This is a genomic window from Limnohabitans sp. B9-3 (assembly GCF_002778325.1).
GTDB lineage: Bacteria > Pseudomonadota > Gammaproteobacteria > Burkholderiales > Burkholderiaceae_C > Limnohabitans > Limnohabitans kasalickyi.
This window is the reverse complement of sequence record NZ_NESI01000008.1, coordinates 102,820-119,753: the sequence shown is the minus strand read 5'-3', so window position 1 is coordinate 119,753 and position 16,934 is coordinate 102,820. Positions and strand designations below refer to the sequence as shown.

At 55.5% G+C, this 16,934-nt stretch carries 16 protein-coding genes and 1 tRNA gene; 13 read left to right on the top strand and 4 right to left on the bottom strand.

From position 1 onward, the window contains the following. Positions 1–17: 17 nt before the first annotated feature. From rplQ to B9Z42_RS12830, 5 genes are all read left to right on the top strand, one after another. Positions 18–413 carry a 50S ribosomal protein L17 gene (rplQ, locus tag B9Z42_RS12850; protein ID WP_100133806.1) on the top strand — a complete coding sequence of 132 codons (396 nt, stop codon included), beginning with the start codon at positions 18–20 and terminating at the stop codon, positions 411–413. 22 nt (positions 414–435) lie between these two features. Beyond that, positions 436–512: transfer RNA gene (locus B9Z42_RS12845), tRNA-Met, on the top strand. A 47-nt stretch (positions 513–559) separates the two neighbouring features. Continuing rightward, positions 560–1,381, top strand: a complete 822-nt coding sequence (locus tag B9Z42_RS12840) for an alpha/beta fold hydrolase (protein ID WP_100133805.1) — start codon at positions 560–562, stop codon at positions 1,379–1,381. 29 nt (positions 1,382–1,410) lie between these two features. Beyond that, positions 1,411–1,764 (top strand): DUF1840 domain-containing protein, encoded by a 354-nt coding sequence (locus B9Z42_RS12835; RefSeq protein ID WP_100133804.1) that lies wholly within the window; start codon positions 1,411–1,413, stop codon positions 1,762–1,764. Next, a complete protein-coding gene (locus B9Z42_RS12830; protein WP_100133803.1) occupies positions 1,757–2,761 on the top strand; it encodes a serine/threonine protein kinase in 1,005 nt (334 codons plus the stop codon). Before B9Z42_RS12835 ends, B9Z42_RS12830 begins: the two co-directional genes overlap by 8 nt. On the opposite strand, the gene B9Z42_RS12825 is transcribed toward B9Z42_RS12830, so the two are convergent. The 4 genes from B9Z42_RS12825 to B9Z42_RS12810 form a co-directional block, all read right to left on the bottom strand. Continuing rightward, a complete protein-coding gene (locus tag B9Z42_RS12825; RefSeq protein WP_100133802.1) occupies positions 2,762–3,499 on the bottom strand; it encodes a haloacid dehalogenase type II in 738 nt (245 codons plus the stop codon). A 19-nt stretch (positions 3,500–3,518) separates the two neighbouring features. Next, positions 3,519–5,504: a molecular chaperone HtpG gene (htpG, locus tag B9Z42_RS12820; RefSeq protein ID WP_100133801.1), complete on the bottom strand. Its 1,986-nt coding sequence runs from the start codon at positions 5,502–5,504 to the stop codon at positions 3,519–3,521. 95 nt (positions 5,505–5,599) lie between these two features. Next, positions 5,600–6,457 (bottom strand): pseudouridine synthase, encoded by an 858-nt coding sequence (locus B9Z42_RS12815; RefSeq protein ID WP_100133800.1) that lies wholly within the window; start codon positions 6,455–6,457, stop codon positions 5,600–5,602. 51 nt (positions 6,458–6,508) lie between these two features. After that, positions 6,509–7,222 carry a Crp/Fnr family transcriptional regulator gene (locus B9Z42_RS12810; RefSeq protein WP_100133799.1) on the bottom strand — a complete coding sequence of 238 codons (714 nt, stop codon included), beginning with the start codon at positions 7,220–7,222 and terminating at the stop codon, positions 6,509–6,511. A 192-nt stretch (positions 7,223–7,414) separates the two neighbouring features. Between B9Z42_RS12810 and B9Z42_RS12805 the strand changes: the two genes are divergently transcribed. From B9Z42_RS12805 to B9Z42_RS12770, 8 genes are all read left to right on the top strand, one after another. Further along, the gene (locus B9Z42_RS12805) at positions 7,415–9,361 is read left to right on the top strand and encodes a long-chain fatty acid--CoA ligase (protein ID WP_100133798.1); all 1,947 of its coding nucleotides are present in this window, start codon (positions 7,415–7,417) and stop codon (positions 9,359–9,361) included. Further along, positions 9,358–10,140, top strand: a complete 783-nt coding sequence (locus B9Z42_RS12800; protein ID WP_100133797.1) for an ABC transporter ATP-binding protein — start codon at positions 9,358–9,360, stop codon at positions 10,138–10,140. Before B9Z42_RS12805 ends, B9Z42_RS12800 begins: the two co-directional genes overlap by 4 nt. A 10-nt stretch (positions 10,141–10,150) precedes the next feature. Then, a complete protein-coding gene (locus B9Z42_RS12795; protein ID WP_100133796.1) occupies positions 10,151–11,080 on the top strand; it encodes a branched-chain amino acid ABC transporter permease in 930 nt (309 codons plus the stop codon). A gap of 11 nt (positions 11,081–11,091) precedes the next feature. Further along, positions 11,092–12,168, top strand: coding sequence for a branched-chain amino acid ABC transporter permease (locus B9Z42_RS12790; protein WP_100133795.1), 1,077 nt, complete (start codon positions 11,092–11,094; stop codon positions 12,166–12,168). 45 nt (positions 12,169–12,213) lie between these two features. After that, positions 12,214–13,536 (top strand): ABC transporter substrate-binding protein, encoded by a 1,323-nt coding sequence (locus tag B9Z42_RS12785; protein WP_100133794.1) that lies wholly within the window; start codon positions 12,214–12,216, stop codon positions 13,534–13,536. A gap of 129 nt (positions 13,537–13,665) precedes the next feature. Next, positions 13,666–14,475, top strand: coding sequence for an ABC transporter ATP-binding protein (locus B9Z42_RS12780; protein ID WP_100133793.1), 810 nt, complete (start codon positions 13,666–13,668; stop codon positions 14,473–14,475). A 24-nt stretch (positions 14,476–14,499) separates the two neighbouring features. Then, on the top strand, positions 14,500–15,750 hold the full coding sequence (locus tag B9Z42_RS12775) for a phenylacetate--CoA ligase family protein (protein WP_100133792.1): 1,251 nt from the start codon (positions 14,500–14,502) through the stop codon (positions 15,748–15,750). A 74-nt stretch (positions 15,751–15,824) separates the two neighbouring features. Then, entirely contained in the window at positions 15,825–16,805 is a 981-nt protein-coding gene (locus B9Z42_RS12770) for a tripartite tricarboxylate transporter substrate-binding protein (RefSeq protein WP_100133791.1), read from the top strand. The last annotated feature ends 129 nt before the right edge of the window (positions 16,806–16,934 follow it).

The following is a 16,934-nucleotide window of genomic DNA, read 5'->3' as shown; positions in this document are numbered from 1 at the left end:
ACTTAAGGAATTTCAAAATGCGTCACGGACACGGACTTCGTAAACTCAACCGCACCAGCTCACACCGCTTGGCTATGTTGCGCAACATGATGAACTCGCTCATTGAGCACGAGGCCATCAAAACCACATTGCCTAAAGCCAAAGAGCTGCGTCGCGTGATCGAACCCATGATCACTTTGGCCAAAGTGCCAACAGTGGCCAACCGCCGTTTGGCATTTGACCGTCTGCGCGATCGCGACAGCGTTGTCAAATTGTTTGATGTGTTGGGCCCACGCTTCAACGCACGTCCAGGCGGCTACACACGTATCTTGAAAATGGGTTTCCGTGTTGGCGACAATGCACCCATGGCTTTTGTTGAGTTGGTTGAGCGTTCAGAAAATACTTCTGAAGTTTCTACTGATACAGCAGCTTAATAGGTTATACTAATCTTCTTGACGCGCGATGGAGCAGCCTGGTAGCTCGTTGGGCTCATAACCCAAAGGTCGTAGGTTCAAATCCTACTCGCGCAACCACTTTAAAACGCCCACTTCACAGTGGGCGTTTTTCTTTGTCTGAGCGTATGTCACTGGTTCAAACCGCACTTCAGCAAGCACAACGAATTGACATGAACATGCCGTGGGGCACCGCGGTTTGGCATGTGTGGCGCCCCACGGTTAGGACGCATCTTAAGAAGCCATGTGTGCTCTTGCATGGAGGTTCGGGCAGCTGGACACATTGGATCAACAATGTCATGGTCCTATCGCGTGAACGTGAGGTCTGGGTCTTAGACCTGCCAGGTTTTGGAGATTCAGACCTGCCTGAGCATGTCAAGGATGCTGACACGTTGGCCCCGTTTGTTGCTCAGATTTTGAAACAAACATTTCCCAAAACCTTGATTGACTTGATTGGTTTTTCTTTTGGTGGGATGACCGCAGGCCTCATGGCAGCAAGCCATCCTGAACTACTGGCAACCTTGGTTCTAGTCGGCGTACCGGGGTTAGGCCTGATGGTGGAGAAATTGCCGCTGCGAGGCATGCACGATACGATGACCGATGCAGAGCGGCGTTCTATTCATCGACACAATTTAAACGCCATGATGTTGTCGGATACGTCAATCGTCACCAATGAGGTGATTGACATGCAAATTGCCAATGTCGCCCGTGACCGCATGAGGCGTAGGCGAATTGCGCATACCGATGTGTTGTCGCAAGTGCAGTCGCAATGGCAATGCCCTGTACATGGGGTGTGGGGTGCACAAGACGCCCTCTATAAGAACACCTTAGAACGGGTGCCAAAGGTGTTGTCGTCACTCACATCGTTTCATGTCGTTCCGGAGGCGGGACATTGGGTTCAGTTTGAAAAACCACCAGCCTTTCATTTAGCGATCGAAAAAATCCTTTAAGCACCATCGTCACGGCGCACAATGCAACGATGCTCTATAAATTTAAATCCAAAGAAACCAGTGACTTGATCATGTTGGCGCAGCATGCCCGACAAATACTCACGGCGATAGGTAAAGAGCCGACAGCACAAGGTATTTTGTTACCAGACGAAATGTCTACGGCCATCCAACGGCTTCAAGACGCAGTCCGAGAAGATGAAGCTGGCGTAGCAAAAAACACAGAAATTAAGAATCAAAAGCCTCAATTGAAAGAAGCTGACGAGAACATTAGAAAGTTCGATGACGCACCACACAGCGTTTCCCTCAAACAGCGTGCAGTGCCTTTTATTGACATGTTGAAACGCGCTCAAGCAGCACAGGTTGAGGTGGTCTGGGGTGTTTAACGACAAGGTGGCTGCTCATCCTTATGACGCGCTCACGCCTGATGTCGTGCTCGATGCGTTGTCTGATTTAGGGCTGGCAGTTGATGGCCGTTTAATGGCTTTAAGTTCGTATGAAAACCGCGTTTACCAAGTCATGTTGGATGATGACGAACCTTTGGTCGTCAAGTTTTATCGGCCTGACCGTTGGAGCGATGCGCAGCTTGATGAAGAACATGCTTTTGCCGCCGAATTGATGGCCGACGAAGTGCCCATGGTGGGACCCTTGGTCTTGCATGGCAAGACACTGCATCACGCCAAAGGGTTTGCTTTCAGCGTCAGTCCGAGGCGTGGGGGTCGCACGCCAGAGCTGGACGACGCCGAAGTGCTAGAGTGGATTGGGCGTTTCATCGCACGCATCCATAACGTTGGCGCAAAGAAAAAGTTCCATACACGGCCCGACTTAAACGTCGCCACATTTGGCAACGCATCACGAGATTGGTTGCTCTCGGAACAGTTCATCCCGCTTGATCAGCGGAGCACTTGGGTACAGCATTGCAACGAGGCATTGGCGATCGCGCAACGCATGTTCGATGCCCATCCAAGTAAAAACCTGAGACTGCATGGCGACTGCCATCCTGGCAACATTTTGTGGACACCCGCTGATTTGCCCAATGGCGGACCGCACTTTGTTGATTTAGACGACGCCCGTATGGGCCCAGCCATTCAAGATTTGTGGATGTTGCTCAGCGGAGATCGAGCACAACGCACCCAACAACTCTCCATGCTGCTGGACGGCTACGAGCAAATGCGAGAGCTCAACCGCAGTGAGTTGGCTTTGATTGAGCCATTGAGAACTTTGCGCTTGATCCATTACAGCGCTTGGTTAGCGCGACGCAAGGACGACCCAGCGTTCGTGCAAAACTTCTCCTGGTTTGGCAGCAGCGACTATTGGGCGGGACAAGTGCACATGCTGATTGAACAGTGTGAAGCCATGCAAGAAGACCCGCTCTACGTTTAACTAAGCGTCACAACCCAAGGCGTCAGCGAGAGCGTGCATGTCGCTCGCATGTAAATCATTGCCCGTTTGGGGCGACACATTTTTGGGTTGCAACACACCAAATTCCAAAGGGCGCTCAATGTATGCGGTGCGTAAGCCGCAAGCGCGCGCGGCGGCTAGGTCATCATGGTGCGCCGCGCACAGCATCACCTCGTGTGGCTGCAAGTCAAACACTTGCGCAACGCCTAGGTAGGTGGCCGGATCAGGCTTGTAGGCGCGAAACACCTCAGCAGACAACACACAGTCCCAAGGCAGTCCGGCTCGCTTGGCCATGTTGGTGAGCAGACCTAAGTTGCCGTTGGAAAGCGTGCAAATCGTGAATTTCTTTTTCAACCTAAGCAAGCCGGCCACGCTGTCAGGCCAAGCATCTAAACGATGCCAGACGCGGTTGAGGTGAACGCGATTAGCTTCGCTCAGATGACTCAAGCCGAACTGTGGCAACAAGTCATCCAAAATCAAGCGATGCAATTCATCAATGCGCGTCCAGCCCAATTCGCCAGAGCGCACACGCGCCATGGCAGGCTGATAGCCGGCACGCCAAGCGAGCGCAAACGCGTTGGCATCTACCGCTGGATAGAGCGCCTGCATTTCTCGCATGATGCTGCCATGCCAATCGACAACGGTGCCGAAAATGTCAAAGGCCAACACGCGTGTGTTGGCCTTCAAGTCGTCTAAAGACGCGGAGTGGGGGGTGTCCATGTGTGTCATGGACCCGTTTTTACACCAAGAGTGCGTTCACCCGTTTCACATAGGCGGCAGGGTCTTCGGGCAAACCACCTTCAGCTAGAAGTGCTTGGTCGAACAAGATGTGGGCCAAGTCGTTGAAATGCGGGTTGGCATCGGCGCTCAGCTTTTTCACCAAGGGGTGGTCGGCATTCACTTCCAAGACCGGCTTCATGTCAGGGGCTTGCTGACCCGCTTGTTTGAGCATGCGGGCCAGCTGCATGGACATGCCATGATCTTGCACCACCAAGCAGGCGGGTGAGTCGACCAAGCGGGTCGTCACGCGCACGTCCTCGGCTTTGTCCTTCAGCGCTTCTTTGAGCTTGGCCAGCACAGGCTTGAACGTCTCTGCCGACTCCTCAGCCGCCTTCATCTCAGCTTCGTCTTGCAACGAGCCCAAGTCCACAGCGCCTTTGGCCACAGACTGCAAGGGCGTGCCATCAAACTCTTGCACAAAGTTCAAGGCCCACTCGTCCACGCGGTCGGTCATCAACAACACTTCGATGCCCTTTTTGCGGAACACTTCGAGCTGTGGGCTGTTCTTGGCTGCGGCCAAGGTGTCGGCGGTGATGTAGTAGATGGCTTCTTGGCCTTCTTTCATGCGCCCCTTGTAGTCCGCGAATGACACGCTCACGGTGTCTGTGCTGGTGCTGGCAAAGCGCAACAACTTCGCCAGTTTGTCTTTGTTGGCAAAGTCTTCACCCAAGCCTTCTTTGAGCACCGCGCCAAACTCGGCGTAGAACTGGCTGTACTTGCCTTGCTTGGCTTTGTCTTCATCGCTAAGCACATCAGTCACGCCATCATCGCCGGCTACTGGCGCTTTGTCGTACTTGGCCAAATCTTCCAGTACGGCCAACACGCGGCGCGTATTGCCTTCACGAATGGCTTTCACGTCGCGGCTTTCTTGCAGCAACTCACGGCTCACGTTCAGTGGCAAATCGGCAGAGTCCACCACGCCTTTGATAAAGCGCAGGTAAGAGGGCATCAAGGCCTCGGCGTCGTCCATGATGAACACGCGCTTCACATACAACTTCAAACCCGCTTTCTTCTCGCGGTTGTACAAGTCCATCGGCGCTTTGCCTGGGATATACAACAGCTGCGTGTATTCGGTGCTGCCTTCTACGCGGTTGTGGCTCCAAGCCAAAGGTGGCTCAAAGTCGTGGCTGATGTGTTTGTAGAACTCAGCGTGTTGCTCGTCCGTCACTTCCTTCTTGGCCCGAGCCCACAGCGCGTTGGCTTGGTTGATGGTTTCCCACTCATCGGTCAGTACCATTTCGCCGGGTTGACGACCACCGGAGGGGTCGCCTTCAATGAGCTCGCCGTCTTTCCATTCTTCTTTGCGCATGCGAATGGGCAAAGAGATGTGGTCTGAGTATTTGTTGATGACAGACTTGAGTTTCCAAGCGCTCAGGTATTCCTCGGCATCGTCGCGCAAATGCAAAATGATGTGCGTGCCACGCTCGGCTTGGGTGATGGTTTCCACCTCAAAGTCACCCGTGCCGGTGCTGCTCCAACGCACACCTTCATTCGCCTTCAAGCCAGCGCGGCGTGACTCAACCGTGATGCGATCCGCCACGATGTAGCCCGAGTAAAAGCCCACGCCAAACTGGCCAATCAATGCGCCTTGGTCTTTGGCATCGGTCTTTTGGTCGCCACTGAGCTTGCCCATGAATTCGCGTGTGCCGCTCTTGGCAATCGTGCCCAGGTGGGCAATCGCCTCTTCTTGGCTCATGCCAATGCCGTTGTCGGCAATGGTCAGGGTGCGTGCGTCTTTGTCAAAGCTGACGCGCACTTCGAGGTCGGCGTTGCCTTCAAACAAAGCATCGTTGTTCAGGCCTTCATAGCGCAGCTTGTCGCAGGCGTCGGAGGCGTTAGACACCAGCTCGCGCAAAAAGATTTCTTTGTTCGAATACAGCGAATGGGTCACAAGGTGCAGCAGTTGCGACACTTCGGCTTGGAAGGAATGGGTTTGTTTGGTCATGGTCTTTAAAACAGAATTACAAAAAACAACGCCCCAAGATGTGGGGCACTGGCTTAAATTTCAAGAGGGATAAAACCGTTGGAAATTGGCAGAATTTAGAAGCGCTCATGCGCCCCAAGGAAGCGCCACTGCCCTGCAGGCAACTGCCCCAGTTGGACGTGCCCAATACGGATGCGTTTGAGGCCCACAACTTGAAGGCCGACTTGTTCGCACATGCGGCGAATTTGTCGCTTTTTGCCCTCGGTCAGCACAAAGCGAAGCTGCTCTGGGTTTTGCCATTCCACCTGCGCGCGTTTGAGGGGTTTGCCGTCCAAACTCAAGCCGTGTCGCAAGCGCTCGAGTTGGGCTTTTGGAAACACAGCCTGCACGTTGTTGGTCACGCGGTCGTGGTCACCGATGGCGCTGAGTTGGTTCGCTCTGCCGCCATACGTGGCCGACGCGGCGTTGGCTGCTGCGGTGTTTTCGTGGCCGGTGTAGGTCACGCGCACCAAATACTCTTTTTCCATTTCCGAGTCTTCGCCAATCAATTGGCGGGCAACGCGGCCGTCTTGTGTCAACACCAACAAGCCAGTGGAGTCGATGTCGAGTCGCCCCGAAGGCGCGAGGCTGCGCAACTGTGGGGGCGTGAAGCGTCGTTTGGACGAGTCGCCCGCCCAATGCGTGCGCGGGTTGATCAACATGATCGCGGGCTCATGTCCGTCTTCGGCTTGGCCGCTCACATAGCCCATGGGCTTGTGCAAAAGAATAGTGACTTGGGTGTCTTGGTGGCCAGTGGCGCGTGGGTCAACCTCAACACGGTCGTTCGGGCCAACTTTCACACCCATTTCAGCAGGGCGGCCATTCACCAATACCCAGCCTTGCTCTATCCAGGCATCGGCCTCGCGGCGGGAGCACAGGCCGAGTTCGGCCATGCGTTTGTTGAGGCGGGTGAGGTCTTGAGATGTGTCTGACATAAGCGATGCAAGTAAGGCCGTGAGTTTAACGAGTGACGCAACCGGCGCGGCTCAACTGGCCGAGCCGTAGGCGCGAAGGGCGGTCAAGTCAAGCACACGCATGCCGCCGTACTCAATGCGAATCGCACCTTGCTCTTGCAGCGTGTTGAGTGCCACATTCACACGTTGACGTGACAGTCCTACCAAATACGCCAGTTCTTGCTGGGTGATGCGCAGCATCTCCCCCACGCCTGGAAACAGGGTTGGGTTGAACAAAGCGGCCAAGTTGCGCGCCACGCGCACATCGGGGCTGTTGGAGCGATCGATCTCGCGCGCTTCAATGAACTGCGCCAAACGTTCGTTGAGTTGGTTCATCACAAAGCGGTTGAAACCAATCGAGTTGTCGAGCAACCAATGGAAGGTGTCGATCGGCAGCCCCGCCACCACGCTCCGGCGCAAGGCCATGATGTTGTAGCGGTACGGCTCGCGCTTGATGGCTGTGCCTTCACCAAACCAGCCTCCGGGTGGCACACCGGTGTAGGTGATGGTGCGCCCGCTTGCGCTGTCGGTGCTCATCTTCAATAAGCCTTCGATCACGCCAAACCAATACGTCGCTGATCGGCCCATGCGACACACGTAGTCGCCAGGCATGGGGTCACTGACCACCAATTGAGGCGTGATGCGTGCCCGCTCTTCTGGCGTGAGCAGTACAAGCCACGGGATTTGATGGGTCTCCGCGGCTGTAGGCGCACGGCGGCGTTGAAAAACACTGGTTTCAGTTGCCATAGAGGTCCAAAGTGATCGCTGTCTTTTTGAGGAGTAAGACTCGGGTAAGTCCTTCTAGGTGTCTACCCTAGATTGTCGTTGCAACGACAACCTGACGTCAAACATCCTCCTACGATCGCGGCCATCAGGGTGATCTCGTCTCAAACGAGACAGCCACTTTCGTCGACATAGAACAATGAACAAGGACTCGGAATGCAGACCACGTTCCCCCGACTGTTACTCCAGCATGCCAGCCAGCGCCCCGCAGCGCCGGCCATGCGCGAGAAGGAATACGGCATTTGGCAAACCACCACCTGGGCGGACATGGCCCATTTGGTGGAGCACATGGCATGTGGCTTGCACCAAGCCGGTTTGACCCGCGGTGAACATGTAGTGGTGATCGGCTCTAACCGTCCCCGTTTGTACGCCACCATGTTGGCCGCGCAATCGCTAGGCGCCATTCCTATTCCTTTGTACCAAGATGCCGCTGGCGCCGAGTGTGTGTTCCCACTCAACAACGCCGAGGTGCGCTTTTGTGTGGTGGAAGACCAAGAGCAGGTCGACAAGCTGCTGGAGATTCGCGCGCAATGCCCAGAAGTCGCGCACATCTTTTTTGACGATCCTCGCGGCTTGCGCAAATACGATGAGCCAGGCTTGGCGTCACTCGATGAGCTGCTCGCTGCAGGGGAAGCGTTTGCCAAGCAGCATCCGACCTTCTTTCGCGCAGAAGTCGACAAAGCCAATGCCGCCGATGTGGGCGCCATGTTCTTTACCTCTGGCACCACGGGCAATCCCAAGGGCGTGGTTCACACGCATGACTCCCTGATCAACCGCGCTGAAGCCGGTGCCAAGTTTGACAAACTCACGTCGGAAGAAGAAGTGTTGGCTTATTTGCCACCGGCTTGGATCGGTCAAAACATCTTCAGCTATGCGCAATGGCTGTACTGCGGCTACGTGGTGAACTGTCCGGAGTCTGTGGCCACCGTCACCATCGATTTGAAAGAAGTCGGGCCCACCTATTACTTCGCACCTCCCCGCGTGTTTGAAGGCTTGCTCACCATGGTGATGATTCGCATGGAAGACGCCAGCGCACTCAAGCGCAGCATGTTCCATTTCTTCATGGATGTGGCACGCAAATACGGCCCCAGCAAAATGTCGGGCCAATCCATTGGCTTGGTCGGCAGTTTCTTGTATGGCTTGGGCAACCTGTTGGTTTACGGGCCCCTGCGCAACACCCTGGGCATGAGCCGCGTGCGCGTGGCTTACACCGCCGGCGAGGCCATTGGCCCCGATTTGTTCACGTTCTACCGCGCGATCGGTGTGAACTTGAAGCAGCTCTACGGCTCCACAGAAACTGCCGTGTTCGTTTGCTTGCAGCCCGACCACGAAGCACGCGCCGACACCGTGGGTGTGCCCTGTGCCGGCGTTGAAATCAAGGTGGCTGACAACGGTGAAATTTTGGTCAAGTCCCCTGGCTTGCTCAAAGGTTATTACAAGAACGACAAGGCCACCGCAGAAGTACTGACGGCCGATGGCTGGTACCACACCAGCGACGCGGGCTTCATCGATGCCAATGGCCATTTGAAAATCATCGATCGCGTCAAAGACGTGGGCCGCATCCAAGGCGGTGTCAACGACGGTGCCATGTTCGCGCCCAAGTACGTCGAGAACAAACTCAAGTTCTTCCCGCACATCAAAGAAGTGGTGGCCTATGGCGACCAACGCGAAAAAGTGTGCGTGATGATCAACATCGACTTCGATGCTGTGGGCAACTGGGCCGAGCGCCGCAACTTGCCTTATGCCGGCTACACCGATTTGGCGCAAAAGCCTGAGGTGTACGGCCTGATCAAAGAATGCGTTGAAAAAGTCAACGCCGATCTGGCCGCTGACGAACTGTTGGCGGGTAGCCAAGTGAGCCGCTTCCTCGTGTTGCACAAAGAACTCGATGCCGATGACGGCGAACTCACCCGTACCAACAAAGTGCGTCGCGGCTTCATCGCCGAAAAGTACGACGCCTTGGTGGGCGCTTTGTACAACGGCGCGACCGAGCAATTCATTGAAACCGTGGTGAAGTTTGAAGACGGCCGCACCGGTAGCGTGAGCGCCACGCTCAAACTGTCGGACGCCAAAACTTTCGCACCCATGGGGAAAGCAGCATGAGTAAAAAAATCGGTGACGTCATCTTGGACGTCCACAACATCAGTTTGCGTTTCGGTGGTGTTAAGGCGCTGACCGACATCTCCTTCAACGTCAAAGAGCACGAAGTGCGCGCCATCATTGGCCCCAACGGCGCGGGTAAAAGCTCGATGCTCAACTGCATCAACGGCGTGTACGCACCGCAAGAAGGCTCGATCACCTTCCGTGGTCAAACCTTTGGACATATGGACAGCCATCAAGTGGCGACCATGGGCATTGCGCGCACCTTCCAAAACCTGGCCTTGTTCAAAGGCATGAGCGTGCTCGACAACATCATGACGGGGCGCAACCTGCGCATGAAGAGCAACATCCTCATGCAAGCGTTGCGTATCGGGCCCGCTGAAAAAGAAGAAATGATGCACCGCGAAAAGGTGGAGCGCATCATCGACTTCTTGGAGATTCAAGCCTTCCGCAAAACGCCTGTAGGCCAGTTGCCCTACGGCCTGCAAAAGCGCGTGGACTTGGGTCGTGCGCTGGCGCTCGAGCCGCAAGTGTTGTTGCTCGACGAGCCCATGGCCGGCATGAACGTCGAAGAGAAGCAAGACATGTGTCGTTTTATCTTGGATGTGAACGATGAATTTGGCACCACCATCGTGTTGATCGAACACGACATGGGCGTGGTGATGGACATTTCTGATCGCGTGGTCGTGCTCGACTACGGCAAGAAGATCGGCGACGGCACCCCCGATGAGGTGCGCAACAACGAGGAAGTCATCAGCGCTTACCTCGGCACTTCACACTAAGGACAAGAACATGGCATTTTTTCTTGAAACCCTTTTCGGCGGCCTCATGGCAGGCATGCTGTATTCGTTGGTCGCGCTCGGCTTCGTGCTGATCTACAAAGCCTCTGGCGTGTTTAACTTTGCGCAGGGCGCGATGGTGTTGTTTGCCGCGCTGGCCATGGCTCGCTTTGGCGAATGGATCCCTGCCTATACCGGCATCAACCACTTTGTGCTCGTTAACTTGCTGGCTTTCACAGGCGCCGCTGCCGTGATGTTTGTGGTGGCGTGGGTGATTGAGTTTTTGGTCTTGCGCCATTTGGTCAACCAAGAGGGCACCACCCTGCTGATGGCTACGTTGGGCATCACTTACTTCCTCGACGGCTTGGGTCAATCCATCTTTGGCAGCGACATCTACAAAATTGATGTGGGCATGCCCAAAGAGCCTGTCATGCTGATGGAGTCCACCTTTGACGGCGGCATCATGATCAACCAAGAAGACTTGGTGGCCGCCGTGATTGCGGCAGCCTTGGTCGCTTTGCTCAGCGTGTTCTTCCAAAAAACAACCACTGGCCGTGCCTTGCGTGCGGTAGCCGATGACCACCAAGCGGCGCAATCGATCGGCATCCCGCTCAACCGCATCTGGGTCATTGTGTGGTGCGTGGCCGGCGTGGTGGCTTTGGTGGCCGGCATGATTTGGGGCTCTAAATTGGGCGTGCAGTTCTCGCTCTCCACCGTCGCTTTGCGTGCCTTGCCCGTGGTGATTTTGGGTGGCCTGACCTCGGTGCCTGGCGCCATCATTGGGGGCTTGATCATCGGGGTGGGCGAGAAATTGTCGGAAGTGTTCCTCGGCCCGTACGTGGGCGGCGGTATTGAGATTTGGTTTGCGTATGTGTTGGCCTTGGGCTTCCTGTTGATTCGTCCACAGGGCTTGTTTGGCGAAAAAATCATCGACCGCGTGTAAGGAAAAGAAACATGTTTTACAGAGAAAACGGTCAATTCAAAACGACATACAAGGCAGATCAACAGATCTTCCCGATCACACAAGACCGCATTGGGGTGCTGTTGCTCATCGCGTTTGCCTTCATTGGCGTACCTATGCTCGCTGACGAATACATGCTGCGCGCGATTTTGATTCCCTTCCTCATCTTGTCGCTTGCCGCCTTGGGGGTGAACATTTTGGTGGGGTATTGCGGTCAGATTTCTTTGGGCTCGGGCGCATTCATGGCGGTGGGCGCTTATGCCGCCTACAACTTCTTTGTCCGCATTGATGGCATGCCCCTCATCTTGGCCATCTTGATGGGCGGTTTTTTTGCCACCTTGGTCGGTATGTTCTTTGGTATTCCCAGCTTGCGCGTGAAGGGCCTGTATCTGGCGGTGGCGACTTTGGCTGCGCAGTTCTTTTGCGACTGGGCGTTCTTGCGCATCAATTGGTTCACCAACAACTCCGCGTCAGGCACCGCCTCTGTGTCTGACCTGCAAGTCTTCGGCTTGTCCATCAACACACCGTTTGAAAAGTACACCTTCTGCTTGATCTTTTTGGTGGTGTTTGGGGTGCTGGCCAAAAACTTGGTGCGTGGTGCGATTGGCCGCGAGTGGATGGCCATCCGCGATATGGACGTGGCCGCTGCCGTCATCGGCATTCGCCCGATGTACGCCAAGCTCAGCGCCTTTGCCGTGAGCTCGTTCATCGTGGGCGTGGCTGGCGCACTGTGGGCCTTTGTCTACTTGGGTTCTTGGGAACCCGCCGCGTTCTCAGTTGACCGCTCATTTCAGTTGCTGTTCATGGTCATCTTGGGCGGTATGGGCTCCATCATGGGTAGCTTTTTTGGTGCGGGTTTCATCGTGATTCTTCCCGTCATCATCAACCACGCACTGCCTTGGTTGGGTGGCTTGGTGGGTATTCCCGTCAGCACGGCCGCCATCACACATGCTGAGCAAATGATTTTTGGTGCCTTGATTGTTTGGTTCTTGATCGTCGAGCCGCATGGCTTGGCCAAGTTGTGGAGTGTGGGTAAACAAAAGCTGCGTCTGTGGCCGTTCCCGCACTGAGTTGGTTTTCTGGTGTTTGCAAAATTTTTCTAAGGAGACTTCAAAATGACAATTCGTTCCCTCATGTTGGCGGTGGCCATTGCGGCAACTGGCTTGACCGGTGCCGTGGTGGCTCCATCTGCTCAGGCGCAAGCCAAAGAGCAGTTCTTTCCCGTGTTGCCTTACCGCACAGGCGCCTATGCACCCAACGGCGTGCCTTGGGCGAACGCCTATGTGGACTACTTGAAGCTGATCAACGCGCGTGATGGCGGCATCAACGGCGTCAAGATCACGTTTGAGGAATGCGACACCGCTTACGCCACAGACCGCGGTGTTGAGTGTTACGAGCGCCTGAAAGGCAAGTCGCAAGGCGCGGTGTTTCAACCTTTGTCCACAGGCATCACCTTCGCTTTGACAGAGAAAGCACCTACCGACAAAAACCCATTGATCACGGGCGGCTACGGTCGTTCAGAGTCCAGCGATGGTCAGGTGTTCAAGTGGAACTTCCCTCTGCAGGGCACATATTGGTCGGGTGCTGACATCATCATGCAGTTGATCACCCAAAAAGAAGGTGGCAACATCAAAGGCAAGAAAATTGCCTTGGTCTACCACGACAGCCCATTTGGCAAAGAGCCCATCCCTCTGCTGCAAGAGCGCGCCAAAATTCAAGGCTTCGACCTGCAACTCTTGCCTGTGACCGCACCCGGCGTGGAGCAAAAAGCCACATGGTTGCAAGTGCGCCAAGCTCGACCCGACTACGTCTTGTTGTGGGGCTGGGGCGTGATGAACTCTGCCGCTTTGAAAGAAGCGGTCGCCACCGGCTATCCCCGCGAAAAAATGTATGGCGTGTGGTGGTCTGCTGCTGAACCTGATGTCAAAGACGTTGGCGAAGCTGCCAAGGGCTACAACGGATTGGTGGCGACCGGTGAAGGCGGCAAAGTCATGAACGACATCAAGTCTGTGTTGCATGGCAAAAAGCTCGGCACGGGCCCCATCGACGAAGTGGGCACCACCCTTTATAACCGCGGTTTGGTCAGCGCCGCTTTGGCGGTCGAAGGTGTGCGTCGTGCACAAGAACGATTCGGCAAAGGCAAGGTCATGACTGGCGATCAAATTCGTTGGGGCTTGGAAAACTTAGCGTTGGATCAAAAAGCGCTCGACAAGCTCGGTCTGGGCACGGTCATGCGACCTATCAGCACCTCATGCTTGGATCACGAAGGTTCACGTTCTGCTCGCCTGCACACCTGGGACGGCAAAAAGTGGAACTACAGCTCAGACTGGATCGAAGCTGATGAATCCATCATCAAGCCGTTGGTCAAACAGTTCGCTGACAAGTACGCCGCTGAGAAAAAACTCACACGTCGCACACCGGCAGACTGCCAGTCTTAAGTTGACGCAGATCAGCCTTAACGGCTGATCGTTTGGTGGCTCGCAAGAGCCACCAAACCTCAAACTCACCGCGCCAGTCTGGGTTTGAGGTTTGGTCCAGTCCAACAACGTTTTTTAGCAAGGTAAGTTATGAGCGCCAACAACATCGTTCTTAATGTCAACGGCATTGAGGTCATTTACAACCATGTCATCTTGGTCTTAAAAGGCGTCTCGTTACAAGTCCCTGAGGGCGGCATTGTTGCTTTGCTCGGCGGCAACGGCGCTGGCAAAACAACCACCTTGCGTGCCATTTCCAACTTGCTGCAAGGCGAGCGCGGCGCAGTCACCAAGGGCAGCATTGATCTGCGCGGTGAGCGTATCGAAAACCTCACCCCTGCCGATTTGGTCAAACGCGGCGTGGTGCAAGTCATGGAAGGGCGCCACTGCTTCGCCCACTTAACCATCGAAGAAAACTTGCTCACGGGCAGCTACACGCGCACCAGCAAGGGCGAGATCGAGGCCAATTTGGAGAAGGTTTACAACTACTTTCCACGCTTGAAAACACGCCGCACTTCCCAAGCCGCTTACACCTCGGGTGGCGAGCAGCAAATGTGCGCCATTGGCCGCGCCCTCATGGCCAACCCCAACATGGTGCTGCTGGATGAGCCCTCCATGGGCTTGGCCCCGCAAATCGTGGAAGAGGTGTTCAACATCGTCAAAGACTTGAACGATAAAGAAAAAGTCACGTTCTTGTTGGCTGAGCAAAACACCAACATGGCCCTGAAGTACGCCGACTACGGCTACATCATGGAGTCAGGCCGCATCGTCATGGACGGCGCGGCGTCTGATTTGGCGAACAACGAAGACGTCAAAGAGTTCTACTTGGGCATGGGCGGCGGCGAGCGCAAAAGTTTCAAAGACGCCAAGAGCTACAAGCGCCGCAAGCGTTGGTTGGCATAACCTTTCACCTCTTGACTGCAAGTTATGACCACTTCTTCTCACTACGACGCCCTCGAAACCCGCAACCCTGCTGAGCGCGAAGCCGCCTTGATGGCCGCCTTGCCAGCGCAAGTGGCTCACGCACAAAAAAATTCACCGGCTTTCACAGCCTCTTTGGCCGGTGTGGATGCCGCCAGCATCCACAGCCGCGAAGCGCTGGCCCAACTTCCTGTCATTCGTAAATACGAATTGCTGGCGCAGCAGCAGGCGCAACGCGCCACCAACGTGTTTGGGGGCTTTGCTGCCATTGGTTTTGGCAAAGCCATGCCGCGCGTGTTTGCAAGCCCCGGCACCATTTACGAGCCCGAAGGCGCCCGCGCAGACTATTGGCGCATGGCCCGTGCCATTTATGCGGCAGGGTTTCGCCCGAATGAGTTGATTCACAACTGCTTCAGTTACCACTTCACCCCTGCGGGCTCGATGATGGAAACTGGCGCACACGCCATCGGCTGCACCGTGTTTGCGGGCGGTACAGGCCAAACCGAGCAGCAAGTGGGCGCGATGGCCGAGTTGCAGCCTGCGGGCTATATTGGCACGCCCAGTTTCTTAAAAATCATTGTTGAAAAAGCGGCTGAGATGGGCGTCAAGTTGCCCAGCGTCACCAAAGCCTTGGTGTCTGGCGAAGCCTTTCCACCCAGCTTGCGCCATTGGCTGGCCGAGCGCGGCATTGCCGGCTACCAGTGCTACGCCACCGCAGACCTTGGCCTGATTGCCTACGAAACCGAGGCCCGCGAAGGCTTGGTGTTGGACGAGGGCGTGATTGTGGAGATCGTGCGCCCCGGCACCGGCGACCCCGTGCCTGAGGGCGAAGTGGGCGAGTTGGTGGTGACAACCCTCAACCCCGATTACCCACTCATCCGATTTGGCACAGGCGACTTGTCTGCCGTGCTGCCAGGCCCATGCCCGACAGGCCGCACCAATGTACGTATCAAAGGCTGGATGGGGCGTGCCGACCAAACCACCAAAGTGCGCGGCATGTTTGTGCACCCCGGCCAAGTCGCTGAGGTGGTCAAGCGGTTCCCCGAAATCACGCGTGCACGTTTGGTGGTCACTGGCGAGATGGCCAACGACCAAATGAGCCTCAAAGTGGAAGCCCCAGACGCAGAGGGTTTGGTGCAAAAAATCAGTGATGCCGTGCGCGACATCACCAAGCTCCGCGCCGACGTTTCTTTGGTGGCCTTAGGCAGCTTGCCCAACGATGGCAAGGTCATTGAAGACGCGCGCACTTATCAATAGAGCCTACGTAGTATCCGAAATGCTAAAGCTGTCAATAGAGCTTTAGTATGGAGGTTTATTTACAAGAGGCTTCCATGAAACAACTGTTCACTTTGAGCGTGCTGGCCGTCGCCGCATTGACTGGCGCGAACGCTGCCGATTTCCCGATCAAAGACAAGCCCATCACCATCGTGGTGCCGTTCACGGCCGGTGGCCCCACCGACCGCGTGGCGCGTGATTTGGCAGAAGCCATGCGCAAGCCTTTGGGCGCGAACGTCGTGGTTGAAAACGTGGCAGGTGCTGGTGGCACGATCGGCGCTAACAAAGTGGCCAAGGCGCCGCAAGATGGTCACACGGTGTTGTTGCACCACATCGGCATGGCCACATCGCCGGCGCTGTACCGCAAGATGCCTTACAACACCACCGAAGATTTCGAGTACTTGGGCATGGTCAACGAAGTGCCCATGACCTTGATCGGCCGTCCCACTTTGCCTGCCACCACTTACAAAGAATTGGCCGTTTGGATTGAGCAAAACAAAGGCAAGGTCAATTTGGGTAACGCCGGTTTAGGCGCTGCCTCTCACTTGTGCGGCCTGTTGTTTCAAAGCGCCATCAAGACCGACATGACCACGGTGCCCTACAAAGGCACAGCACCTGCCATGAACGACTTGATGGGTGGCCAGATTGATTTGTTGTGCGACCAAAGCACCAACACCACCAGCCAAATCGAAGGCAAAACCGTCAAGGCCTTTGCTGTGACCACGGCCAAGCGCTTGACCACACCCGCTTTGAAGCACTTGCCCACCATGCAAGAGGCTGGCATCAAAGGTTTTGAAGTCACCATTTGGCACGGTTTGTACGCCCCCAAGGGCACGCCGGCTGACGCGGTCACCAAAATCAATGCTGCTTTGAAGGCTGCGCTGAAAGACCCCGAGTTCATCAAGAAGCAAGAAGCCTTGGGTGCCGTCATCGTCGCCGACAAGCGCGTGGATGGCGCTGAGCACAAGAAGTTTGTGGCGTCTGAAATCGCCAAGTGGGGCCCGATCATTCAGGCCGCTGGCGTTTACGCCGACTGATCGACAACGCATCCGATCCACGTTGTCAAAAGCCACCCCTTGGGGGTGGCTTTTTTACGTGTATTCATAGGGTTTTTTCACTTAGGTGACCGTAAATTTACCTGCTTGGTGGCATCATCATGCAAGAAA

Coding starts and splice junctions, on each gene's coding strand:
- B9Z42_RS12840 (WP_100133805.1), top strand. CDS start 560: ATGTCACTGGTTCAAACCGCACTTCAGCAAGCACAACGAATTGACATG.
- B9Z42_RS12825 (WP_100133802.1), bottom strand. CDS start 3,499: ATGGACACCCCCCACTCCGCGTCTTTAGACGACTTGAAGGCCAACACA.
- rplQ (WP_100133806.1), top strand. CDS start 18: ATGCGTCACGGACACGGACTTCGTAAACTCAACCGCACCAGCTCACAC.
- B9Z42_RS12780 (WP_100133793.1), top strand. CDS start 13,666: ATGAGCGCCAACAACATCGTTCTTAATGTCAACGGCATTGAGGTCATT.
- B9Z42_RS12770 (WP_100133791.1), top strand. CDS start 15,825: ATGAAACAACTGTTCACTTTGAGCGTGCTGGCCGTCGCCGCATTGACT.
- B9Z42_RS12775 (WP_100133792.1), top strand. CDS start 14,500: ATGACCACTTCTTCTCACTACGACGCCCTCGAAACCCGCAACCCTGCT.
- B9Z42_RS12785 (WP_100133794.1), top strand. CDS start 12,214: ATGACAATTCGTTCCCTCATGTTGGCGGTGGCCATTGCGGCAACTGGC.
- B9Z42_RS12790 (WP_100133795.1), top strand. CDS start 11,092: ATGTTTTACAGAGAAAACGGTCAATTCAAAACGACATACAAGGCAGAT.
- htpG (WP_100133801.1), bottom strand. CDS start 5,504: ATGACCAAACAAACCCATTCCTTCCAAGCCGAAGTGTCGCAACTGCTG.
- B9Z42_RS12815 (WP_100133800.1), bottom strand. CDS start 6,457: ATGTCAGACACATCTCAAGACCTCACCCGCCTCAACAAACGCATGGCC.
- B9Z42_RS12795 (WP_100133796.1), top strand. CDS start 10,151: ATGGCATTTTTTCTTGAAACCCTTTTCGGCGGCCTCATGGCAGGCATG.
- B9Z42_RS12800 (WP_100133797.1), top strand. CDS start 9,358: ATGAGTAAAAAAATCGGTGACGTCATCTTGGACGTCCACAACATCAGT.
- B9Z42_RS12805 (WP_100133798.1), top strand. CDS start 7,415: ATGCAGACCACGTTCCCCCGACTGTTACTCCAGCATGCCAGCCAGCGC.
- B9Z42_RS12835 (WP_100133804.1), top strand. CDS start 1,411: ATGCTCTATAAATTTAAATCCAAAGAAACCAGTGACTTGATCATGTTG.
- B9Z42_RS12810 (WP_100133799.1), bottom strand. CDS start 7,222: ATGGCAACTGAAACCAGTGTTTTTCAACGCCGCCGTGCGCCTACAGCC.